Origin of the sequence: Bizionia sp. M204 (assembly GCF_023205095.1) — a bacterium.
Taxonomy (GTDB): domain Bacteria; phylum Bacteroidota; class Bacteroidia; order Flavobacteriales; family Flavobacteriaceae; genus Algorimicrobium; species Algorimicrobium hallyeonense.
In genome coordinates this window covers 2,736,483-2,760,423 of the sequence record NZ_CP046242.1, presented here as the reverse complement: position 1 = coordinate 2,760,423, position 23,941 = coordinate 2,736,483, and the positions used below count along the sequence as shown (strand labels likewise).

General features: G+C 33.4%; 27 protein-coding genes and 1 pseudogene. 24 read left to right on the top strand and 4 right to left on the bottom strand.

The annotated features are described in order from the left end of the window. Positions 1-19 precede the first annotated feature (19 nt). The 20 genes from GMA17_RS12785 to GMA17_RS12690 all read left to right on the top strand — a co-directional run bounded on the left by GMA17_RS12785 (position 20) and on the right by GMA17_RS12690 (position 16,832). Entirely contained in the window at positions 20-433 is a 414-nt protein-coding gene (locus GMA17_RS12785; RefSeq protein WP_248396801.1) for a polymer-forming cytoskeletal protein, read from the top strand. Between the two features lie 46 nt (positions 434-479). Continuing rightward, a complete protein-coding gene (locus tag GMA17_RS12780; RefSeq protein WP_248396799.1) occupies positions 480-650 on the top strand; it encodes an AtpZ/AtpI family protein in 171 nt (56 codons plus the stop codon). Next, the gene (locus GMA17_RS12775) at positions 643-1,014 is read left to right on the top strand and encodes a DUF6168 family protein (RefSeq protein WP_248396796.1); all 372 of its coding nucleotides are present in this window, start codon (positions 643-645) and stop codon (positions 1,012-1,014) included. Before GMA17_RS12780 ends, GMA17_RS12775 begins: the two co-directional genes overlap by 8 nt. A 136-nt stretch (positions 1,015-1,150) precedes the next feature. Continuing rightward, positions 1,151-2,260: a F0F1 ATP synthase subunit A gene (gene atpB, locus GMA17_RS12770; protein ID WP_248396793.1), complete on the top strand. Its 1,110-nt coding sequence runs from the start codon at positions 1,151-1,153 to the stop codon at positions 2,258-2,260. 41 nt (positions 2,261-2,301) lie between these two features. Further along, positions 2,302-2,496 (top strand): ATP synthase F0 subunit C, encoded by a 195-nt coding sequence (atpE, locus tag GMA17_RS12765; RefSeq protein WP_248396791.1) that lies wholly within the window; start codon positions 2,302-2,304, stop codon positions 2,494-2,496. Between the two features lie 92 nt (positions 2,497-2,588). Then, complete coding sequence (locus GMA17_RS12760) at positions 2,589-3,089, top strand: F0F1 ATP synthase subunit B (RefSeq protein ID WP_248396789.1); 501 nt, start codon at positions 2,589-2,591, stop codon at positions 3,087-3,089. A gap of 75 nt (positions 3,090-3,164) precedes the next feature. Further along, positions 3,165-3,701 (top strand): ATP synthase F1 subunit delta, encoded by a 537-nt coding sequence (gene atpH, locus GMA17_RS12755; protein WP_248396786.1) that lies wholly within the window; start codon positions 3,165-3,167, stop codon positions 3,699-3,701. Positions 3,702-3,706: 5 nt separating this feature from the next. Then, on the top strand, positions 3,707-4,219 hold the full coding sequence (locus GMA17_RS12750) for a hypothetical protein (RefSeq protein WP_248396784.1): 513 nt from the start codon (positions 3,707-3,709) through the stop codon (positions 4,217-4,219). Positions 4,220-4,282: 63 nt separating this feature from the next. Beyond that, the gene (atpA, locus tag GMA17_RS12745) at positions 4,283-5,863 is read left to right on the top strand and encodes a F0F1 ATP synthase subunit alpha (protein WP_248396782.1); all 1,581 of its coding nucleotides are present in this window, start codon (positions 4,283-4,285) and stop codon (positions 5,861-5,863) included. Positions 5,864-5,964: 101 nt separating this feature from the next. After that, on the top strand, positions 5,965-6,825 hold the full coding sequence (atpG, locus tag GMA17_RS12740; RefSeq protein ID WP_248396779.1) for an ATP synthase F1 subunit gamma: 861 nt from the start codon (positions 5,965-5,967) through the stop codon (positions 6,823-6,825). A 236-nt stretch (positions 6,826-7,061) separates the two neighbouring features. Beyond that, entirely contained in the window at positions 7,062-7,547 is a 486-nt protein-coding gene (locus GMA17_RS12735; RefSeq protein WP_248396777.1) for a hypothetical protein, read from the top strand. Positions 7,548-7,637: 90 nt separating this feature from the next. Beyond that, positions 7,638-9,065 carry an oligosaccharide flippase family protein gene (locus GMA17_RS12730; RefSeq protein ID WP_248396775.1) on the top strand — a complete coding sequence of 476 codons (1,428 nt, stop codon included), beginning with the start codon at positions 7,638-7,640 and terminating at the stop codon, positions 9,063-9,065. A 1-nt stretch (position 9,066) separates the two neighbouring features. Beyond that, on the top strand, positions 9,067-9,501 hold the full coding sequence (gene dut / locus GMA17_RS12725) for a dUTP diphosphatase (protein ID WP_248396773.1): 435 nt from the start codon (positions 9,067-9,069) through the stop codon (positions 9,499-9,501). A 136-nt stretch (positions 9,502-9,637) separates the two neighbouring features. Further along, positions 9,638-10,654, top strand: a complete 1,017-nt coding sequence (locus GMA17_RS12720) for a sugar phosphate nucleotidyltransferase (RefSeq protein ID WP_248396771.1) — start codon at positions 9,638-9,640, stop codon at positions 10,652-10,654. Positions 10,655-10,695: 41 nt separating this feature from the next. Then, a complete protein-coding gene (locus GMA17_RS12715; RefSeq protein WP_248396769.1) occupies positions 10,696-12,057 on the top strand; it encodes a lipopolysaccharide assembly protein LapB in 1,362 nt (453 codons plus the stop codon). Continuing rightward, positions 12,057-12,833 (top strand): DUF4292 domain-containing protein, encoded by a 777-nt coding sequence (locus GMA17_RS12710; RefSeq protein WP_248396767.1) that lies wholly within the window; start codon positions 12,057-12,059, stop codon positions 12,831-12,833. The genes GMA17_RS12715 and GMA17_RS12710 overlap by 1 nt, the downstream gene beginning before the upstream one ends. Positions 12,834-12,835: 2 nt before the next feature. Beyond that, positions 12,836-14,062, top strand: coding sequence for a murein hydrolase activator EnvC (locus GMA17_RS12705; protein WP_248396765.1), 1,227 nt, complete (start codon positions 12,836-12,838; stop codon positions 14,060-14,062). Between the two features lie 92 nt (positions 14,063-14,154). Next, positions 14,155-14,640: a hypothetical protein gene (locus GMA17_RS12700; protein WP_248396763.1), complete on the top strand. Its 486-nt coding sequence runs from the start codon at positions 14,155-14,157 to the stop codon at positions 14,638-14,640. A 234-nt stretch (positions 14,641-14,874) separates the two neighbouring features. Then, positions 14,875-16,356: a hypothetical protein gene (locus tag GMA17_RS12695; protein WP_248396761.1), complete on the top strand. Its 1,482-nt coding sequence runs from the start codon at positions 14,875-14,877 to the stop codon at positions 16,354-16,356. 14 nt (positions 16,357-16,370) lie between these two features. Next, positions 16,371-16,832, top strand: coding sequence for a hypothetical protein (locus tag GMA17_RS12690; RefSeq protein WP_248396759.1), 462 nt, complete (start codon positions 16,371-16,373; stop codon positions 16,830-16,832). 90 nt (positions 16,833-16,922) lie between these two features. Here the strand turns inward: GMA17_RS12690 and GMA17_RS12685 are convergent. Beyond that, positions 16,923-17,117 (bottom strand): annotated as a pseudogene (locus GMA17_RS12685) (acyl-CoA thioesterase); the annotation flags it as partial. A gap of 249 nt (positions 17,118-17,366) precedes the next feature. Between GMA17_RS12685 and GMA17_RS12680 the strand changes: the two are divergent. The 3 genes from GMA17_RS12680 to GMA17_RS12670 are packed head-to-tail and all read left to right on the top strand — an operon-like array spanning position 17,367 to position 20,225. Then, positions 17,367-19,196 (top strand): hypothetical protein, encoded by a 1,830-nt coding sequence (locus GMA17_RS12680; protein ID WP_248396757.1) that lies wholly within the window; start codon positions 17,367-17,369, stop codon positions 19,194-19,196. A gap of 14 nt (positions 19,197-19,210) precedes the next feature. Further along, positions 19,211-19,675: a hypothetical protein gene (locus GMA17_RS12675; protein WP_248396755.1), complete on the top strand. Its 465-nt coding sequence runs from the start codon at positions 19,211-19,213 to the stop codon at positions 19,673-19,675. Between the two features lies 1 nt (position 19,676). Beyond that, on the top strand, positions 19,677-20,225 hold the full coding sequence (locus tag GMA17_RS12670) for a hypothetical protein (protein WP_248396753.1): 549 nt from the start codon (positions 19,677-19,679) through the stop codon (positions 20,223-20,225). 111 nt (positions 20,226-20,336) lie between these two features. Here GMA17_RS12670 and GMA17_RS12665 read toward each other — a convergent pair whose 3' ends face one another. From GMA17_RS12665 to GMA17_RS12655, 3 genes are all read right to left on the bottom strand, one after another. Beyond that, the gene (locus GMA17_RS12665) at positions 20,337-20,846 is read right to left on the bottom strand and encodes an acyl-CoA thioesterase (protein WP_248396751.1); all 510 of its coding nucleotides are present in this window, start codon (positions 20,844-20,846) and stop codon (positions 20,337-20,339) included. A gap of 470 nt (positions 20,847-21,316) precedes the next feature. Continuing rightward, on the bottom strand, positions 21,317-21,607 hold the full coding sequence (locus GMA17_RS12660; RefSeq protein WP_248396748.1) for a GIY-YIG nuclease family protein: 291 nt from the start codon (positions 21,605-21,607) through the stop codon (positions 21,317-21,319). Positions 21,608-21,756: 149 nt separating this feature from the next. Beyond that, positions 21,757-22,698 carry an SPOR domain-containing protein gene (locus tag GMA17_RS12655; RefSeq protein ID WP_248396746.1) on the bottom strand — a complete coding sequence of 314 codons (942 nt, stop codon included), beginning with the start codon at positions 22,696-22,698 and terminating at the stop codon, positions 21,757-21,759. Positions 22,699-22,802: 104 nt separating this feature from the next. On the opposite strand from GMA17_RS12655, the gene dprA reads away from it, so the two are divergent. Further along, positions 22,803-23,906, top strand: a complete 1,104-nt coding sequence (gene dprA, locus GMA17_RS12650; protein WP_248400671.1) for a DNA-processing protein DprA — start codon at positions 22,803-22,805, stop codon at positions 23,904-23,906. Positions 23,907-23,941: the final 35 nt, after the last annotated feature.

Sequence of the window (23,941 nt, the reverse complement as noted above, 5' to 3'; positions counted from 1 at the left end):
CCCCAAAAAATAAATAGTCATGTTTTCAGAGAACAAAAAAAGTAAAACAAATCTCGAAATCACTTCCAGCCAAAATTTAATAGCCCAAGGCACTACTATGGTTGGTGATTTAGAAAGTGAAGGCGATTTCCGGATTGATGGAACCGTGGAAGGCAGTATTAAAACGCCTGGAAAAATTGTTGTTGGAAAAACAGGTTTTGTAAAGGGTAATATAACCGGTACGGATGCTTATTTTGAAGGAAAATTTTCGGGTACATTATCACTTTCCGGTACACTAACCCTAAAAGGCACTGCACATATTGAAGGTGATGTAACTTTAGGTAAGTTAGCCGTTGAGCCAGGAGCTACATTTAACGTTAACTGCGCCATGAAAGGAGCAACAAAAGACATTCAAAATAGTGAGCGCGAAAAAACCACCAAACAAAAAGCCTAATAAACCGCTGAATAAGTATATTCGGTTTACGACCATTGCTATACAAATGGGTTTAATTATTTATTTAGGAAGTTTACTAGGTGGATGGTTAGATGTTAAATTTGACAATCATAATAAATTATATTATAAAATTATAACCTTGATATCCGTTGCTATTGCTATGTTTTCGGTTATTTATCAAGTCCTAAAAATAACCAATAAAGATTCTGATGATTAAGCGTATTGTATTTGTAATTATTTTGGTCCTTGCTGTATTTGGATTAAGCTATGGTATTCACAGCAGTTTATTACATTCGGAATTAAGTTTCTCCTTATTCAATGTGTATATATTTCATGTAATTTCCGTTGTTATTATTTATATAATGGTAGAAATAGTTGCTGAAAATTTACCCAACCAAGCCGGCTATTCCTATCTCATGCTCATGTTTTTTAAGATAGGTGCATTTGTACTCATATTTCAATCTTCTGTTTTTAAAAATGATGCTTTAACTCAAAACGATCGCATAGCTTTGGTAATTCCCTTATTTCTTTTTTTAATGATAGAAGCAGCGGCAATTGCAAAGTTGTTAAATAGCAAATAGTTATTAAGAATAAAACTACTTTTTCTGTTTTAATGTAACCTTAAAAAACTAAACTAAAAAAGGGTTTGGTTTTTTAAATTATTCCGTACATTTGCACAAAATTTACGAAGAATAAATTTCATTAGTTAGAAAAAATATGATGGTAGCAAAAAAATCTATCAAGTTATTAGTAGTATTCGTTTTAGCATTAACGTCGTTTTCGGTATCCGCCCAAAATGACGACACAGCAAACAATTTAATTGATTCACCGGACGAAATCAGTGATTATATTGCCCATCACCTTAAGGATTCTCATGATTTTCATTTATTTACCAATAATGAAACGGGAGTTCACTACGGTTTCCCGTTACCTGTTATTGTTTGGACTAGCAATGGATTGAAAACCTTTATGTCTTCGGCCTTTCATCATGATGATAACGGAACCGTTATTGTTAATAAAGGTGATACGCAACTTGTAAAATACCACTCCAAAATTTACGAATTAGAAAATGGTGCAACAGCACTGAATTTTGATGACAAGCACCATCCAACAAACGCTAGTAAAGTAATCGATTTTTCAATTACTAAAAGTGTTTTTGGAATGATTATAACAGGAATAATCATGTTGTTACTGTTTGGTGGTTTAGCTAGAGGTTATAAAAAAGGCAATGGTATTCCAAAAGGTGTATCCCGGGCTTTAGAGCCTTTAGTAATTTATGTTCGTGATGAAATAGCACGTCCAAATATTGGTGAGAAAAAGTACCGCAAGTTTATGGGCTTTTTATTAACCGTATTTTTCTTTATTTGGATATTAAATATGTTAGGTTTAACGCCTTTAGGTTTTAATGTAACAGGACAAATAGCTGTTACCGCTTCTTTGGCTATTTTCACCATGATTATTTATTTGTTCAGTGGTAGTAAAGATTTTTGGGCACATACTTTATGGATGCCAGGAGTACCTTATATTTTAAGACCAATTTTAGCCGTAATAGAGCTTGTTGGTTTTCTTATAATTAAGCCGTTTTCATTATTAGTACGTTTGTTTGCAAATATTACTGCAGGCCACTTTATTGTAATGAGCTTAGTTGCGTTAATGATAACTTTAAAAGCGTCATTCGGACCTGCAGTTTCTACAGGAATGTCTTTAGCGTTAACCTTATTTATTATGGTAATTGAAGTTTTAGTAGCGTTTTTACAGGCGTTTATTTTCACCATGCTGTCAGCCTTATTTATTGGTATGGCTGTGGAGGAACACGACGCTCATTAAAAAGAATTTGTTTAATTAATAATTATAAAAACCAAATTAGTATGTACAATTTAATTGGAGCAGGATTAATCGTAATCGGTGGAGGTATCGGTTTAGGTCAAATTGGAGGAAAAGCAATGGAAAGTATTGCTCGTCAACCAGAAGCAGCAGGGAAAATTCAAACTGCAATGATCATTATCGGAGCCTTATTAGAAGGTTTAGCCTTTGGTGCGTTAATCTTAGGAAATCCATCATAATTTCCTAAAAAGTAAAAAACAAGTTTCTGCAACGGTTGGTTGCAGAAACTGTTTTAAATTAAACAAAAGAGAATTTAAGTAATCTATATAGTATGGAATCTTTATTAAATGATTTTTCAGTAGGCTTATTTTTTATGCAAGCCCTAATCTTATTAATACTAATTTTATTAATGAGAAAATTTGCTTGGAAGCCAATTCTAGATGCTCTTCAAACGAGAGAGGACGGCATCCAAACAGCTTTAGAATCTGCGGAAAATGCAAAACTTGAAATGCAAAATCTTCAAGCTAATAATGAAAAATTATTGCAAGAAGCACGTTTAGAGCGTGAAATGATGCTTAAAGAAGCGCGTGAAATGAAATCAAAAATGATTGAAGACGCGAAAACTGAAGCTCAAACAGAAGCAAATAAGCTAGTTGTAAGTGCACAAGAAGCTATTGAAAATGAAAAGAAAGCAGCCATTGCAGAATTAAAAATGCAAGTGGCAACTTTATCCATTGAAATCGCGGAAAAAGTGGTTCGTGAAGAATTATCTAACAAAGACAAGCAAATGAAATTGGTTGAGTCTATGTTAGGTGAAGCAACATTAAACTAATTGGTACACCACGCAAAATTTGTGTGTTTGGTTAGATAAGTATAATTAAAAGTAACCCACGTTGTGGGCATTAAAATGGCAGGAACAAGAGCAGCAATACGTTACGCAAAAGCAGTATTAAGTTTAGCAACTGAAAAACAGGTGGCTGATGCTATTAATGCGGATATGGTTTTAATTTCTAAAACTATTAAGGATAATCAAAATCTGGATGAGGTTATTAGAAATGCCGTTGTTAAATCTGATGATAAAAAAGCAATCTTATCTCAGGTATTTCCACAAGTAAATACAATTACGCAGGAGCTTTTTAAAGTATTAGATGCTAACAAGCGTTTAGATTTAATTGAAGCTGTAGCTAATAAGTATACAGATTTATTCGATATTCAAAACAATAAAGAGTCTGCAACTGTAACAACGGCAGTGCCAATTACTGAAGATATTGAATTAAAAGTCTTAGCTAAAATTAAAGAATTATCTAACAAAGCTGTAACGGTTAAAAATATAGTAGATGAAAGCATTTTAGGTGGTTTTATTTTACGTGTTGGCGATGTGCAATACAATGCAAGTGTGGCAAGCAAATTGAATAAATTAAAAAGAGAATTTACCATTAACTAAAACTGATGAAAGCTATTAAAACAATTCTATTTTTATCATGTATCTTTATGGGCTTCAGTGCGAATGCTCAAAAGGTCAAGTTAAAAAACGGAGAAGTTTTAATTGATAAAGTTGCTTGGTTAACCTATGTTGATTGTGGAACTTTTGATGCGGTTTGTTCTTTGTATAATAAAAATGAAGAAGAGATAATCTTTTTAAAAACGATTTATATAAACGGAGCAGAACCAGTTACTGCTTCTAATCCAAATGGAAAATTAGTTTATGTTGAAGTTATATTTTTAGGAGAGGATAAGAAATACGAAATCGGGAAAAGAACACAAAAAAATATCATTTCAGATATTTACAAAGGAAATGTGGTGAATGAGGATGGTTCTTTAAATTCAGAAAGAGTAAAGCGTTTAGTAGAAAAATATGGAACACCATATTCGGATAGATTAAATGCATCAACAAATACAGTGATAATTAAGGAAGAGTCAAGTAATAGTGGCTCGGGAATAAATATTAAAATAGGAAATTAAATTAAGCAGCGTTGGAATAGGTGGCAACACCTTAACAATCTAACGTCTAATATCTAAATAAAGATGGCAGAAGTAAAACCAGCTGAAATATCAGCAATCTTAAAACAACAACTTTCAAATTTTGATGCAGGTGCATCATTAGACGAAGTAGGAACTGTATTAACGGTAGGTGATGGTATTGTACGTGCTTACGGACTTTCAAATGCACAATACGGAGAATTAGTAGAATTCGAAGGTGGATTAGAAGGTATTGTACTAAATCTTGAAGAAGATAACGTAGGTATCGTATTATTAGGAACTTCAGTAGGAGTTAGAGAGGGTTCTACAGTTAAACGTACAGAACGTATCGCATCTATTAAGGTAGGTGAAGGTATTGTTGGTCGTGTTGTAGATACTTTAGGAAACCCTATTGACGGAAAAGGACCTATTACAGGTGAAACTTATGAAATGCCTTTAGAGCGTAAAGCACCAGGTGTTATCTATAGAGAGCCAGTAACAGAACCATTACAAACAGGAATTAAAGCAATTGATGCTATGATTCCAGTTGGTAGAGGTCAACGTGAGTTGGTTATTGGTGACAGACAAACAGGTAAGACAGCCGTTTGTATTGATGCTATCTTAAATCAAAAAGAATTTTACGATGCAGGTGAACCTGTATATTGTATATATGTTGCTGTAGGTCAAAAAGCTTCAACAGTAGCACTTATTGCTAAAACCTTAGAAGAAAAAGGTGCTTTAGCTTATACCACTATAGTTGCTGCAAATGCATCAGATCCTGCAGCCATGCAAGTATATGCACCATTTACGGGAGCCTCTATTGGAGAGTATTTTAGAGATACTGGTAGACCCGCTTTAATTGTATTTGACGATTTATCAAAACAAGCTGTAGCATACCGTGAGGTATCGTTATTATTACGTCGTCCTCCAGGACGTGAGGCGTATCCAGGTGACGTTTTCTACTTACACTCAAGATTATTAGAGCGTTCGGCAAAAATCATTAATAATGATGATATTGCTAAAGAAATGAACGATTTGCCAGACACGTTAAAACCTATGGTAAAAGGTGGTGGTTCTTTAACAGCATTGCCAATTATTGAAACACAAGCAGGAGACGTTTCAGCATATATTCCAACAAACGTAATTTCTATTACAGATGGTCAAATCTTCTTAGATGGAGATTTATTTAACTCTGGTGTTCGTCCAGCAATTAACGTAGGTATTTCTGTATCACGTGTTGGTGGTAACGCACAGATTAAATCCATGAAAAAAGTATCTGGTACCTTAAAATTAGATCAAGCACAATATCGTGAATTAGAAGCGTTTGCTAAATTTGGATCTGATTTAGATGCTGTTACTTTAAATGTAATTAATAAAGGTAAGCGTAACGTTGAAATTTTAAAGCAAGCACAAAACGATCCGTTTAAAGTAGAAGATCAAGTAGCTATTATTTATGCGGGATCTAAAAACTTATTAAAAGACGTTCCTGTTGAAAAAGTAAAAGAATTTGAACGTGATTATTTAGAGTTTTTGGGAGCAAAACACAGTGATGTGTTAGCAACCTTAAAAGCTGGAAAATTAACTGATGAAGTTACAGATACCTTAACATTAGTAGCTAAAGATTTATCAGCGAAATATAGAAAGTAAAAAATTTTAATCCTTCTCTTTACTAAAGAGAAGGATTAGAAAATTATCATATAGTTTAACTAATCAATCCCTCTCCATTTGAGAGGTTAGGAGCGGAAAAAATGGCAAACTTAAAAGAAATACGTAACAGAATATCATCAGTATCTTCCACGATGCAGATTACCAGTGCCATGAAAATGGTATCGGCTGCAAAATTAAAGAAGGCACAAGATGCTATTACGGCAATGCGTCCTTATGCAGATAAGTTAACGGAACTTTTACAAGATTTAAGTGCAACTTTAGATGCGGATTCTGGAAGTAAATTTTCAGAGCAACGTGAAGTAAATAATGTTCTTATTGTATCAGTTACGTCAAACAGAGGTTTGTGTGGTGCTTTTAATTCTAATATTATAAAGCAAACACAACACTTGATTTCCAATGTATACGCTGGTAAAAACGTTTCAGTTTTAGCAATTGGGAAAAAGGCAAATGATGCGTTTTCTAAAAAACAGATTGTTATTGGTAATTACAGTGAATTATATGACGATTTAACGTTTGATAACGTTGCCGATGTGGCCACACGTTTGATGGATATGTTTACTGAAGGAGAGTTTGATAAAATTGAAATCGTTTATAACAAGTTTAAAAACGCAGCAACTCAAGAAATCATGGTGGAACAATTTTTACCAATTGTACCTATTGAGAAAGATGACAACGTAACCTTAGAGTATATTTTTGAACCTTCAAAAGTTGAAATCGTTGAAGAGTTGATTCCAAAATCTTTAAAAACACAATTGTATAAGGGTATTAGAGATTCTTTTGCTTCAGAACATGGTGCGCGTATGACCGCTATGCATAAAGCAACAGATAACGCTACCGAATTACGTGATCAATTAAAATTAACATATAACAAAGCCCGTCAAGCTGCTATTACTAATGAAATTTTAGAAATTGTTGGAGGAGCAGAGGCCTTGAATAATTAGACGAAGCGATAGCAGAGTCAAATTTCAAGAAAAGCAGAGGCCTTGAATAATTAGACGAAGCGATAGCAGAGTCAAATTTCAAGAAAAGCAGAGGCCTTGAATAATTAAGATTCTTTTTAGCGCTTAATTTTTTTAAATTTTATATTAGACCTTTCCAACTCAAAGTTGGAAAGGTCTTTTTTATGGTGCCATTTTTTATTTTATATATTTGATTATTAAAATTTAACATCAAATTAATGATCATGCGCTACCCTATTGTATTTGTTTTTTTATGTGGCATTGTTACTATAGGTTGCTCCGTTTCAAAATCTAAAGTTCCAAATACGGAATTGGTGTTTCAAAATAAAGCTTCATTTGTAGTTGAAACGGTTCAGTTTCAGCCTTGGATTTCAGATATTAATGGCAATGATTCAGGCTATCATATCTATATAACAATTTCGGAAAACAAGAACCAAGTAACTTTAAGCCGTATTTACTTTAAGGGTTTTATTGCTAAAATTCAAGTCGGTAAAACAGGGTATTTTGCTAGTATTCAAACATCATCAACCGATGAAGCAGATTTGATTATGAGTGAAAACCAAAATGATGAATATGGCAATATCCCAATACAGCTACCCAATAACCGGTTTAATTTTGGTGAGAACACATGTGTCATTACGTATATTGAAAATGGAGAGGTTAAGTATTTTGAATATCCTAACATGATAAAAAAAGAACTATAATACGTTTAAAAAACACGTGAAGTGATGATTCCTGAATGCGTTGCAAGTCCTATATTAAAACCCTATATTTAGCACTTCAAATATGGAAACTTGGGTACTATAAAAACCTTCTTTAAGGATACAATTATTTATGGTTTGGCAACAGTCCTGCCCAGACTCATGAATTTTATTTTAGTACCACTTCATACTAGTAAACTAGTTACTTCTAGCTATTCTGACAATACAACCTTTTATGTTTATGCCGCTTTTTTCAATGTATTATTGACATACGGGATGGAAACTGCTTTTTTTAGGTTTTTTAATATAAGCAAAGAAAAAGATAAAGTGTTTTCAACAACGCTTATTAGTTTGACAGTAACCACTATTTTGTTTCTAATAGCTGTGGTTATTTTTAATGAGCAATTGGCAGACTTGGTTAATTTAAACCAAACGTATTTTAATTTGTTAATTGGTGTGCTAGCTTTAGATGCGCTTGTTGTTGCGCCATTTGCCTATTTAAGAGCCACAGGAAGGCCTATTAAATTTACAGCCATTAAACTATCCAATATTGCCGTTTACGTGGTATTAAATTATTTTTTCCTTTGGGTAATACCTAAATTTAATATATCGTTTCCTGGTTACAACGCTAATGATTTGGTGCAGTATATTTTCATAGCTAATTTGTGTGCTAGTATAACAACACTTTTATTACTAGCACCTTACTTCTTTAAAACAAAGCTACAATTCAGTAAAACTATTTTCAAGCAAATGCTTAATTATGGTTGGCCTATTATGGTAGCAGGATTAGCCTACGTCATCAATGAGAATTTTGATAAATGGTTATTGCCAGAACTCCTTGGTAAATCTATAAATGGCGCTTACAGCGGTTGTTATAAAATTGCTGTATTCATGACTATTTTTATTCAAGCGTTCCGATTGGGCGCTGAACCTTTTTTCTTTAACCATGCTAAAGAGCTAAATGCCAAGGAAACCTATGCCAAAATCATGAAGTACTTTGTTATTTGTGGTAGCTTAATGTTTGTATTTACGGTCGCCTTTCTCAATATTTTTAAAGAACTCATTGTTAGTGATCCATCCTATTGGATTGCTATAGATATTGTTCCTATTGTACTTTTAGCAAACTTGTTTTTAGGTATTTATTTCAATTTAGCCATTTGGTATAAGCTTACGGATAAAACGCGATATGGAATGTATTTTTCATTAATAGGCGCTATTATAACAATTGCTTTTAACTATTTAATGATTCCGCGTATTGGGTTTATGGCATCAGCTTGGGCAACTTTAGCAGCCTATGGAAGTATGATGTTAGTCTCTTACCAAATAGGAAAAAAACACTATCCTGTTCCCTATGATATTATGAGAATTGGGAGTTATTTAGTGCTATCAACCGTAATTTCAGCTGTTTCATATTATAGATTTAATGAGAATTACTACGTGAGTACTATTTTAGTTTTAGTATTTTTGGGAATCGTTTATATATCAGAACGAAAAGATATTAAGCAATTATTAAAATCATAACATGACAATTAAAATAATCAACAAATCTAATCACGCATTACCACACTATGAAACCATAGCTTCCGCTGGAATGGATTTACGAGCCAATTTATCAGAGTCTAGAGTTTTAAAACCTCTAGAACGAAGCATTGTTGGCACTGGTCTTTTTATAGAGTTGCCAGTGGGTGTTGAAGCGCAGGTACGACCACGCAGCGGATTAGCGGCTAAAAAAGGAATTACGGTTTTAAATGCACCAGGAACTATTGATGCCGATTATCGTGGCGAAATTGGCGTAATTCTTGTCAATCTTTCCAACGAAGATTTTACTATAGAAAATGGCGAACGTATAGCACAATTAGTCATAGCCAAACACGAACGTGCCGAATGGATGACCGTTAATGAATTATCTGAAACCGATAGAGGAGCAGGTGGTTTTGGAAGTACAGGGACTAAATAAGCCCACCATAATGCTCCCTAGAGGGAGTTAAAAAACAGAAAGACATAATAACTTATCGCTTTTAGGGCGAAAGGCAGTTATAATAACAAATTTTTAATAAAAATCCCCACTTCATTAGAGTGGTTTAGGCTTAATTATGAAAATAATAGTACCCATGGCAGGACGAGGTTCTCGTTTGCGGCCACATAGTTTAACAGTACCAAAACCATTAATACCCGTTGCTGGAGAACCTATTGTTCACAGATTGGTAAAAGATATTGTAAAAGTTTTAAACCAACCCGTTGAAGAAATTGCCTTTGTATTAGGCGATGCTGCATGGTTTGGTGATGATGTTATTAGCAGTTTAAAAGCTTTAGCAGCCTCTTTAGGCGCCAAAGCATCTATTTACCGTCAAGATGAACCGTTAGGGACAGGTCATGCCATTATGTGTGCTAAAGACTCCTTATCGGGACCAACCGTTATTGCGTATGCTGATACCTTAATTCGTGCCGATTTTAAACTAGATCAAGAAGCAGATTCGGTTATTTGGGTTAAAAAAGTAGATAAACCTGAAGCCTTTGGAGTTGTAAAACTGAATGATAATAAAGAAATCGTTGAGCTGGTTGAAAAACCAAAGTTCTTTGTGAGCGATTTAGCCGTTATTGGCATATACTACTTTAAAGAAGTCAGCGTTTTAAAAGAAGCCTTGCAATTCGTATTAGATAATAATATTGTTAATGGTGGCGAATATCAAATTAACGATGGTATTAAACGTATGATGGCAGATGGAAAAGTCTTTAAAACAGGTCAAGTGGAGGAGTGGATGGACTGCGGAAATAAAGCTGTTACCGTTGAAACAAACGCACGCATGCTAGGATTTTTAGAAAAAGATGGCGAGGAATTAATAGCATCCGATTTAAAAATTCAAAACTCTAAAATCATTCAACCTTGTTTTATTGGTGAAAATGTTGTGCTTAAGGATTCTACTATTGGCCCAAATGTATCTATTGGAAATAATTGTACTATTGAAGCATCAACCGTTAAAAATAGCTTAATTCAGAATCATACCTCTATAAAAAATGCTAATTTAGACGAAGCTATGATTGGAAATCATGTAACTTTTAATGGCGAATTCAGCAAAATAAGTATCGGTGATTATTCGGTTTTGGAGTAAATTTTGAATTGTCATTCTGAACATCGTGAAGAATCTCACAAATGAAACAAAAGTTAAAAATAGTTTTCTTTTTCTTCGGAATGTTATGCATACCGCAGACAAACTATGCACAAATAGATTATAATAAAATCAATCAAGATGATTTAGGTGATGTAGAAGATTTACAGCAAGAGTATTTCTTTGAGGCCTTAAAACAAAAAGGGATTGAGAACTATGATCGGGCGGCAAAAGCGCTACTTAAGTGTATTGAATTAGACGATTCTAAATCCGTTTACTATTACGAGTTAGGAAAAAATTATAACAAGCTTAAAAATTTTGGCGCTGCAGAAGATGCGCTTAAAGATGCCGTTAAAATGGAACCCGATAACGAGTGGTATTTGGATGAACTTTATGAAGTGTACGCCCAACAAGACGATTATGACAAAGCCATAAAAGTCGTGAAGCAACTGGTGCAATATCATCCAGATTATAAAGAAGATTTAGCAACCCTATACGTTAAAACCAAAAACTATAAAAATGCGTTAAAAGTCTTGGATGAAATGGATGCCGAACTTGGCATTTCCATGACACGAGATGTCATAAGAAATCAGATTTATGAAATTACCGGTAAAAAAGAAGAACAAATAGAGAATTTGGAAGATCGTGTGGAAGGTAATCCAGATGACGAAACCAATTATCTAGCGTTAATTTATCGCTATAGTGAAAATAACGAAAAAGATAAAGCCTTTGAAACCGCTAAAAAACTATTAGAAGTTAAACCCAATTCGCAATTAGCACATTTGGCACTGTACAAGTTTTATGTCGAAGAAAATAATGCAGAAGAAGCAATTGCGTCTATGAAAATAGTTATTCAAAGTCCACAAATAAAACCAGAAGCAAAAATGATGGTGTTATCAGATTTTGTAAATTTTGTTTCTGAAAATCCAGAATATGAAGCCGATTTAATTGAAGCTACAGCTCTTGTTACCGAAGATAAAAAAGGAACATCCTCATTGGAAGTTGCGCAATATTATCTTAAAAAAGGGGATAAAGACAAAGCCTTATCGTATTACCAAAAAGCATTGGAAAAAGATTCTGATAACTTTGGGATTACCAGAAATATTTTATTGCTTCACATAGATTTAAAAGACTACGAAAAAGCGCAAACCATGAGTGCTTCGGCATTAAATAAATATCCATCGCAACCTATTTTCTATTTGGTTAATGGTGTGGCCTTAAACGAACTTAAAAAACCAAAAGAAGCCATAGAAACGTTAGAAATGGGTCTAGATTATATTATTGATGACAACAAAATGCAAGCCGATTTCTACAAACAATTAAGCATAGCACACACCCAATTAAACAATACAAACAAGGCAAAAACGTTTATAGATAAAGCCCAACAACTAGAGTCCTCCAATTAATGAATAAAACACGTCATATTTCATGGCTCGTAACGCTCTTATTTTTGGTGGTTATGAGTTGTAAGTCAACCGCCACACTAACGTCTGGTGAAGCCAATTTAACACTTTCCAAAAAAGATGTTTTAAAAGCACATCAAAAAAGTACACCTGATTTTAAAACCATGCAAGCCAAAGTTCGTGTGGTTTATACGGAAGGCACCAAGTCACAAACACATACGGTAAATTTGCGTATGGAAGCGGATAAAACCATTTGGATAAATTCGGCTTTAAACTTAATTCGAGTGATGATAACGCCAGAAAAAGTGCAGTTTTATAACAAACTGGATAATACGTATTTTGATGGCGATTTTAGTTATTTAAGTGATTTGTTAGGTACGGAATTGGATTACCATAAAGTCCAGAATTTACTCTTAGGTAATGCCATTTTCAATTTAGATAAAAACAACTATAACATGTCTATTTATGAAGACGCGTATTTGTTTCAACCCAAAGAACAAATAGCGCTTTTCGAGTTGTTTTATATTGTTAATGCATCTCATTTTAAGATGAATTCCCAACAGTTGCAACAACCAAGAGAATCCCGATTTTTGCAAGTCGATTATTTAAATTATCAAATTATTGATAAACAAAGTTTACCAGAACAATTAAAAATAATAGCTTTGGAAGGTGACGATGAAACCATTATTGAATTGGAAATAAAATCGGTTAGTTTGAATGAAGAAGTACGATTTCCGTTTAAAATTCCTTCAGGATTTGATAAAATTGACTTAAAGTAATCATGATAAAACCAACGCAAACATATTCTCTAGTATTAGGATTTCTTTTGATGTCTGTTTTAGGCTTTTCGCAAAGTAAAAAGCAACAGGAATTAGAAGAGCGTAGGCAAGCTTTACGTACCGAAATTAAACAAATTAACGAGTTACTGTTTAAGGATAAAACCAAACAGAAATCGCAAATATCGTTGATTGAAGATGTGAATTACCGCGTAAATGTGCGTAAAAATCTCATTCAGGTTACCAATCAGCAAGCCAATTTATTAACGCGAGAAATAAACGACAATCAAAATAAAATTACCGAATTACGGGATGAATTGGAAACACTAAAAGCCAGTTATGCCAAAATGATTGAAACATCGTACAAAAGCAAAAGTGAGCAAAGTCGCGTGATGTTTTTATTATCGTCCACTAATTTCAAGCAAGCCTATAAACGTGTTCAATATTTAAATCAGTATGCTAATTACCAGAAGGAGCAAGGCGAATCTATAAAAGCCAAAACCGCAGAACTTCAAGAAACCAACACCGATTTATTAAGGCAAAAAGCGGACAAACAAAAGCTGATTGAAGAAAACCGCGTTGCACAGCGTGAACTAGAAAAGGAGCTTGTTCAGCATAGGGAGTTAATGGCTTCTATAACTCAAAATTTAACGAATTATACCGCTCAAATAAAGAAAAAGCAACGTGAAGCTGATCAGATTGATCGTGAGATAGAAAAAATTATTCGCGAAGCTATTGCCGCATCCAACAAAAAAGCGGGGAAAAAAACAACCGCATCTAGTGGTTTTGCCTTAACACCAGAAGCAGCAGCTTTAGCCAAAGATTTTGTTTCTAATAAAGGTAAATTATTATGGCCTGTTGAAAAAGGGGTTGTTAAAGTCCGTTATGGAAAACAACCGTCTCCATTGGTGCCAAGTGTTATGATACAAAGTACAGGCGTCCGTATTGCTACCGAAAAAAATGCCCAAGTACGGGCTGTTTTTAATGGCGAAGTATTGCGTGTTATTTCCTCCAAAAACGGAAACCCAACCTTATTAATTCAGCATGGTAATTATATTACAGCCTATTCTAATATGGCCAAAATATATGTAAAAAAGGGCGATAAGGTAAGCACCAAGCAACCCGTTGGCGAAGTATTTACTAATCCAGCCAACGGCGAAACCATTTTGAGTTTTAGTGTTTTTAAAGAAACAAAAACGGTCAATCCTGCGGAATGGATTTATAGGATGTAAAATAATCCCTTTGAAAAAAAGGAAATCGCAGATTTAGCGAATCTAATCCTATTTTAATACTAGGTAATAACAATCTCATAAAGCTCATTAAAATGAAATTTGTTTTTTTAGTTCTTTTTGGTCTCTATTTTCAAAGTTTTTATAGTCAAAATGATACATTAAATTTAATACTAGAAAACCCTATTTATGGTAATCGTTATGATAGTGGTGATATAGGAGTCGGTTTCGCTATACAAAGTAAGGACAAACGTTTCTTGACAGATTATTATAATTTCAATATAATTAATTTGAAAGGCATTGATTCTTTAGGAAACGTGGCATATTATTCTTTAAAAGATATTCGTAAAGAAATATCTATTGATTCCATCAATTATATTTCTATTTCAGATCTAACTAAAGACAAGAAATTTTGGCAAGTTCACAACGAATTAAGTTTGAAGAAAAAGATTTTTTTGATTGAAAAACGGAAGGGTAAGTTTAATTCATCAACAGGTAAATATGAAATAACTTATTATATGTTACCCATGATTTATGAAGGTACTAGGAAAAATGTTGTGCCAACGGATTTATCAAACTGATAAAATTTCAAATAAAAACAGCCTGAACGAAAATTCAGGCTGTTTTTTTTATGGCCATAAACTTCACTTTTACACATTACATGTCATCGAAAACCAAAAATTACGTAGAACTACGTAGTATAAAAGTAAAATATAAGTTTTAGGTTTGTGGCTTAACCTACTTAAATTAAAACATGTTTTTACAAAACAAAACTTGTTAAACCTAAATTAAAACTTGTATTTCTATTAATAGGTATGGCGTTTTTGTTTACAAATTGTGAGCCTGATATAAATACCGACATAAAAGCTAAAGAAAGTAGCAGGTTTAGTACTCAAGACTTAAATACAGAACAAATACGTTCTAAAAAACACATTACTGAAAAGTTAGAGGATTTAAATTTAGAAAACGCAGCAAGTCATGATAGCCAAAACAAAATAGTATATAATGGCAGCTATGGTTTTACCGTAAATACAGATCTCGTTAAATATGTTGAGGATTTAGAGACAGGAAATCATTCCTATAGTTTTTCAATACAACGAGACAGCACAATTACTAATAATCTGGAAAACCTACTATTACAATACAATCCCGCTGATGGCAACTATTATGCTTATATTGTTCAATACGCATTTACCAATGACGAATTACAGGATTTAAACGAAACCTATTTAAACAGCACAAACACCATTATTTTTCCAATAGATTATGATATATCTACACTTGAACTTGGTAAAATGACATGGGGTTGTGTATCTAATGGGCATTGGGTAAATAATACTGATCATAATGGTGAACTTCATGGAGCTAATTGCACGTGCGATTCAGAATCAACTTGGGTAGTAACTGAAGTTACCTGTGGTTATTATGATGATGGCAGTGGTAGTGGTGATGGTAGTACCAACAGTCCTTGGATTCCAAATACGGGAAATGAGCCAGGTGGTGGCTATGGCGACCCTAATAACCCCAACAATAATGGGTCAGGACCCACAGAAATATTTGCCGCACCAACGCCTACACAAACGCAAGCAGAACTATTAGCCACGTATCTAGATTTAAATCCACAGCAAGAAATTTGGGCAAATAAAAGCCAAAACGAAAACCAAGTTAGAGCTATTAATAATTATCTGTTTGCTAATTGCGGAGCGGATACTAATTCTAGTGGTTGCCAAGAAGCACAGGCTTTTGTGATTGCGGCTTTGGAAGCTTTAATGGAAAATTCAGTAATTTCCACTTTCCCATTTGTAAAATACCCCAATGATTTGTCTAGTCAATACAAACAACAATATCCAAAACTTACAGCTTATTTAAGTATGGAATTTCCTAAATTATCTAAAGATAATTTAATTATTAATGCTTTGAATCAATATGGTAGTTTGAATAATGAACAAATTAAAAATGCTCTAAAATGGGGAAACGATTCTTCTGTAACAATTATGATAATCGATATGCCATGTTGTTGGGGTGCCTATGGACCTCAATTTGGCTATGATGAAAACACTATCCTATTGAGTACCGAATTAGCAGCTGAATTGGAGAGTAATTCAACTATAAGTGAAGATGCCTTAAATTTTTTTATCGGGATTGTTATCCTTCATGAAGTAACTCATTTGGGGGATTATTTGTATAATGGAGATATGTATGATGGCGAAGAAGGTAATGATTTTGAATTAGATGTAATAGGAGATTATATGCTCAACCCAAATAATTCAAGTGAATACTTCCAAGGATATAAATAAAAAAAACGTAATTAATGAAATCAAAATTGATCGTATTATTACTTTATTTTTTCACATCTTATGGGTTTTCGCAAACCTTTTGTGAAATACCTAATGATGACTTGAAGCAAATCCTTGAATTGATATTTAAACCAGCACTTGCCGATAGGGATTCCATTGTTTTAAAAAATAATTTTAGAACTAACTGTATTGAAAAAGGATTAAGAAAGGAAACTGTTAAGTTGTGGTCTGAAAATAAAATGTTTGAAGAATTATATGAGGATTATTATACAGTTGAAGATATAAATTATTCATCTGATTTTTTAACTGTAACATATATACAAAGAAGTTTTAACTTGATTTTCAAAATTTTTGCTTACAAAGAGAATGGTAAATGGCATTTGGTAGATAAGCAATACAAGTGGCAAGGAAAAATTAAAGGCGATGATTTTCTTTTGTATTCCATTAGAAAGAGAAAAACATTAATTAAAAATTAACCTTAAAAGAAGTAAATTTAAGTTTTAAAAAAAACAGCCTGAACTAAAAATTCAGGCTATTTTATTTTATAATATATAAGAGATTAAATCCTACTGAAACAAAGCCCTTAATTCCGTAGCTTCATTCGGTTTCATTTTTCCAGCCAAAACCAAAGGCAATTGTTTGCGTCTTAAAGCGGCATCAAAACGTTCTTTTTCTAAATCGGTTTCTGGTGTAATTTCAGGAACTTGAATTGGTCGTCCGGTTTCATCAACGGCTACAAAGGTGTAAATGGCTTCTTCGGCTGGATCTTGCTATCTAATTAATATAATAGTTTATACTTAATTAAATGCCTCGGTATGTTATAATTTTTCTGAAAACGTATATTACCGTTCATCGAAAAACCAAAAATTACGTAGAACTACGTATTTTATAAATGGTATATTTAGTTTAGGTTTGTTGACTAACCATTTAAATTAAAACATGTTTTTACAAAACAAAACAAAACAAAACTTGTTAAACCTAAATTAAAACTTGTATTTCTATTAATAGGTATGGCGTTTTTGTTTACAAATTGTGAGCCTGATATAAATACCGACATAAAAGCTAAAGAAAGTAGCAGGTTTAGTACTCAAGACTTAAATACAGAACAAATACGTTCTAAAAAACACATTACTGAAAAGTTAGAGGATTTAAATTTAGAAAACGCAGCAAGTCATGATAGCCAAAACAAAATAGTATATAATGGCAGCTATGGTTTTACCGTAAATACAGATCTCGTTAAATATGTTGAGGATTTAGAGACAGGAAATCATTCCTATAGTTTTTCAATACAACGAGACAGCACAATTACTAATAATCTGGAAAACCTACTATTACAATACAATCCCGCTGATAGCGACTATTATGCTTATATTGTTCAATACGCATTTACCAATGACGAATTACAGGATTTAAACGAAACCTTTTTAAACAGCACAAACACCATTATTTTTCCAATAGATTATGATATATCTACACTTGAACTTGGTAAAATGACATGGGGTTGTGTATCTAATGGGCATTGGGTAAATAATACTGATCATAATGGTGAACTTCATGGAGCTAATTGCACGTGCGATTCAGAATCAACTTGGGTAGTAACTGAAGTTACCTGTGGTTATTATGATGATGGCAGTGGTAGTGGTGATGGTAGTACCAACAGTCCTTGGATTCCAAATACGGGAAATGAGCCAGGTGGTGGCTATGGCGATCCAAATAACCCCAACAATAATGGATCAGGACCCACAGAAATATTTGCCGCACCAACGCCTACACAAACGCAAGCAGAACTATTAGCCACGTATCTAGATTTAAATCCACAGCAAGAAATTTGGGCAAATAAAAGCCAAAACGAAAACCAAGTTAGAGCTATTAATAACTACTTGTTTACTAATTGCGGAGCGGATACTAATTCTAGTGGTTGTCAACAAGCGCAGGCTTTTGTGGTTGCTGCTATGGAAGCCATAATGAATAATGAAGTTGATAATTTACTAGAATATATTTCAATTGAGTTAGAAAATGAACTTGTAGATAATCCATATAAATTAGTTGATATAGATTGTAATCAAATAGAGCAATGGCAGGCTTTAGTACAATTTAGTCCACCACCAGTAATATTAGATAAACTTAACGAAATAGACGAATTTTTATTAGGAGGAGTAAGTGTTCAAACAATTGAAAATGCAGAAGGAGCAGTAGTTAATTTAGATTATTTCCCAATAATAATAGATGTTTTACCAAACAATCCTTCAACGGGAGAGCGATTTTCAGCTGAAGAATTTCTAGAATATATTAGAATAGAAATTAATATTTTTATAAATAATGATTTTACAGAATTTATTCCTTCTCCAATCACTGGATTTGATGAAGAAGGAATATGGTTATCTGCTAATCCTTTAGGAGCGATTATATCACTTGATATACCTGGAGCACATGATGGCTCAGTAGTTTGTTCAGAAAACACAAATTCACATTGGGTATTTACCACTCTAACAATGCCTTGGGGTATTCCTCAAGGACTTGATGGTCCACATCCTGTAAGTGGCAATAGGCAAATTGGTTATGAAATTAACTCAAATGGCACTTATACTTTTTATTCTAGAGGTGTAGATAGAATGGAATCTAATTTTGATGTTGGGATAGCAAATTATATGACTGGTGGAAACCCGTTTGATGGAGCAGATGCACTATGGAGTAGTTTTCAACAAAAAGTTCAAAATTTCACAAATAATAATGGAGGTGTTGGTAATGCAACCCCAATAACTGTCAATCGGCCAGAATGGGAGAAAGTGAAAAATGTATTATTAGGGAATCGACCAATTAGTGACTTAGGTTGTGAATAATTAAAATAAGTAAAATGAAAAATAACTTAAAATTTATATTGAGAATTATTTTAATAGCATTTGCACTATTTTTTGTTAAACATTTAGCGCAAGCTATAATAGAATGGACAAATATTATTCCTGTGCATCCCAAAGCTTACAGTTGGGGAGAGATTGAACGCGCACAATATGTTTTCGCTTGGCAATTTATCTACACATACTGGATTTACGTTTTAAGTGTTATAGTATTCTACTATTTATTGAAAAGACCAATTTTTAAAAACATTGCAAATTTTAAAATACTAGTTTTTCTATTTTTAGCGATTTTTCTATTTTTATTATATAAACATAATTGGCAATTTCCATATAAGGAGCATTATTTTCCATCTGTAACCCGCTTAAATTTTGAGTTATTAGAAGAATTAATAATTTTTTCTATAGTCGGTTATTTATTAGTATTATTTGTAGATAACTATCTAATAAATAATAACTGTAATTAAAATGAAATTAATCATACTTCTATTTTTGTCAAGCTTGGCTTATGGTCAGGATTATGAGTTTATAAATGAAGTTATAAATCCATATGATAATGGGAATCCTATTCCTAAAGATTCTATTTACTTATATCACAATTTTATACCTCTAGGCACTCAATATTTGAGTAAGGAGAGTATAAATGAAAAGTCTGTAAAGTTGTGGTGGAATGAAATAAAGAATAACCAACCTCCAGTAGAATTATTTTTAGAAAATTTTAATTTAGAACATTTAAAATCTGATATAGCAAAATCTCAAAATGACTCTATTATTGATTTTAATAAACTCAAAAAATACTTTCATAGGTCAGATACTAAATTTTTAAACGAAAATCCAAGAAATAATATTACATATATATCAAAACCCTATTTTAATTGTAAAAAAGATTGGGCCTTAATTGTTACTTCAACTTATATACCATACATAAATACATCAAGTGGCGGGTTAATGCATATATATGTAAAAATTAGTGGTAAATGGATTTTATATTATCAGTTCACACTATGGACAGGTTAAAATTCAAAAAAACCAATCAGCTACAAGAACGTTTTTAAAAAGTAATCATGTTCTATAAATAATACTTTTCAGACCTAACAGGTTTTTAAAACCTGTTAGGTCTTTATAAATCTACTGAAACAACGCCTTCAATTCCGTAGCATCATTCGGTTTCATTTTTCCAGCTAAAACCAAACTCAATTGTTTACGTCTTAAGGCTGCTGCGTAGCGTTCTTTTTCTAATTTGGTTTCAGGTTCAATTTCTGGTACTTGAATTGGTCGTCCAGTTTCATCAACGGCTACAAAGGTGTAAATAGCTTCGTTTGCTTTATCGCGTATGCCAGATTCACGGTCTTCAATCCAAACGTCCAAGAACACCTCCATAGAGGTTTTAAACGCGCGAGATACTTTAGCTTCAACAGTCACCACACTGCCTAAAGGTACGGAACGGTTAAAAGCCACATGGTTTACAGAAGCAGTAACCACAATACGGCGACTATGACGTCTTGCAGCAATACTAGCAGCACGATCCATACGCGCTAATAGTTCGCCTCCAAATAAATTATTAAGTGGATTGGTTTCGCTTGGTAGTACCAAGTCGGTCATAATGGTTTTGGATTGTTCTGGTGTTTTCGGTGTCATGCGGTCATTTTTTAAATGCGCTGCAAAGGTACTACCAATTTTGTATCTTCTCGATACATCACAACAAAAAAGTCGTGACACTTGAAGTAACGTTCTTCTCGATACAATTTCTCGTTCCTCGAAATCACTCGAAGTGACGGATAGTTTAATTATGATTGTTTTAGTTAGAAGGCTACGTCAGTTCGAGTGTTCATTTGAGCACAGCTCAAAATGAAAGTATCGAGAACTCGTTCATCAAGATCACTCGAAGTGACGTTTATTTTTAATTAAGGGTATTTGGTTTAATGATTGCTCGTCAGTTCGTGTGTTCATTTTGAAGCGGTAGCGAAAAATGAAAGTATCGAGAACTCGTTCCTCGAAATCACTCGAAGTGACGGATAGTTTAATTATGATTGTTTTAGTTAGAAGGCTACGTCAGTTCGCGTGTTCATTTGAGCACAGCTCAAAATGAACGTATCGAGAACGACAACTCAATTAAATTTCTTTCTAGCTAAATTCGGTAGTTTTTCAAATTCACCGTTTATTAAGGCTTCTTTCTTTACGCGTGACCATTTTTTAATTTGCTTTTCACTTTGAATGGCTAATCGAATATCTGTGAATTCTGCATAAAAAACGAGCGTCAACGGTCGTCTTTTAAAAGTATAGCTATCAAGATGTTTGCCTGTTTGATGTTCTAAAAAGCGTTTTTCTATATTGGAAGTAACACCTGTGTAATAGGAGTCGTCAGCACAATGTAATATGTAGACGTATGATAGTTTCACATTTAAGTACTTGGCTTCTCGATACAATTTCTCGTACCTCGAAATCACTCGAAGTGACGTTTCTTTTTAATTATGGGTATTTGGTTTAATGATTGCTAGTCAGTTCGCGTGTTCATTTGAGTGGTAGCGAAAAATGAACGTATCGAGAACTACTCCTCAATAGCCTTCACCAACAACCAAGCGTCTTTATTATGCGTTTTTTTAACGTCACGTAAGGCTTGAAGCGCTTCTAGTCGGTCTTCATAACTTGCATAAACCACTTCGTGTAAACCGTATTTATTGGTGCCGATTTTACGAGCTGCATAACCCAAGTCTTTCAGTTGATCCACCTTTTTATCGCTGTTTTCTTCCACACGGAAAGCACCAGCAATAATATGATAATTACCATACTGCTTTTTCACGTTAAGTGTAACAGCCGGCAATGGATTATTAATGACAAATGTCGCTTCTTGAATTTTATTTTCCAATTGGGTGTTGGCTTCCTCTTGTGCTAATTGATTATGTGTTTCAATCTGATTCACATAATAATTAGAAGCTGCAAAACCACCAATAGTTAAAGCAATTAAACCAACAGCAGCATATTTTAAATAGCCACGCGATTGGCGCCTTTGTGGTGTTACAGCAATAGGTACTACTTTTTCAATAGCTTCTACCGTTTCTTTATAAGTTTCACGCGTAACTTCAGGAGAAGTAAATTGAGATAAACCAAACGCATCCGTTAAATAGTTAAAACTATAGGATGGTTCAAATAACATTTTTCCTTCGTTGTTTAATGATAAACTACCAATGTTTTCAAAAGCAATAGTTTCACCTTCAACTAAATAGGATTTTAAGTATTTTACGCGTTTTTTAATTTTTTTAGAAGCTTCTTCGTACGGGATTTTCTCAACATCAGCAATGTAACGTGCTAATAAACCATCATTTTCTTGAATTTGCTCATTAAAAGATAACACCTTTTTTGGTGGATAAAAAGCATGTGTTGTTTCATGAATTGTTGCTGACGTTTTTCGTGTTAAAAACGAGCCAAATTCAGGGACAGTCACACATTCGTAACGGTAAAGTAAATCGCTTATGTAAGGTTCTAATTGCATAGAAACAAAGTTAGAAATTTTTGAACATGAACAAAAAATCTTGCTAACAATTTATTAACATCTGAAAATTTCTTTACTTGTAAGTTGAAAATCAAATGACTACCATGACCGATAATCGCTTATTACATATTTTGGCACTGCAACATGTCCCGTTTATAGGTGATATTACGGCTAAAAAGCTCATTAATCATTGTGGTTCGGTGGAAGCTATTTTTAAAGAGAAAAAACACCATCTCCTTCAAATTGATGGGATTGGCACCCATGTAATTCGGGATTTATTTAATACAAGTCATTTTAAAGCTGCCGAAGCGGAAATGCAGTTTATTTCTGAAAGCAATATTCAGTGCTTGTATTTTATGGATGACGGCTATCCACAACGATTAAATCAATGTATAGATAGTCCTATTTTGTTATTCCAAGTGGGAAATGTGAGTTTAGAAAACCAACGTATTATTAGTATTGTTGGTGCCAGAAAAATTACGACTTCTGGGATTGCCTTTTGCAATAAGTTAATTGAAGAACTCGTACCTTTTAATCCCGTTATAGTTTCCGGTTTCGCCTACGGAACGGATATTACGGCACAAAAAGCAGCTATAAAACACGGTTTGCAAACCATAGGATGTTTGGCTCATGGCTTAAATCAGATTTATCCAAAAACACATAAAAAGTATATGGTAGATGTCGAGAAAAATGGCGGGTTTTTTACTGATTTTTGGAGTTCGGATCCGTTTGATAGAAATAATTTTTTAAAACGAAATCGGGTAATTGCTGGTGTGAGTCAGGCAACTATAGTTATAGAATCGGCCGAAAAAGGAGGTAGTTTGGTAACAGCCGATATTGCCAATTCTTATAATCGCGATGTTTTTGCCGTTCCAGGACGCACAACGGATAGCCAAAGTGTGGGTTGTAATAATTTAATAAAATTTCAGAAAGCCCACTTATTATCCAATCCGTTGGATATTCCGTATATGTTAAATTGGGAATTGGAAACCAAGCAGAAACCTACCATTCAAAAACAGTTGTTTATAGAACTGGAGCCGGACGAACAAACCATTTATAATTACCTACAAACGAAATCTAAAGAAGAATTAGATAGTATTGCCATAGATTGTGAATTGCCAACATATAAAGTGGCAAGTTTATTACTAAACATGGAATTAAAAGGGGTTATTAGACCGTTGCCTGGAAAGTTATTTGAGATTATCTAACAAATTCCTGCGAAGGCAGGAATCCCATATTGTTA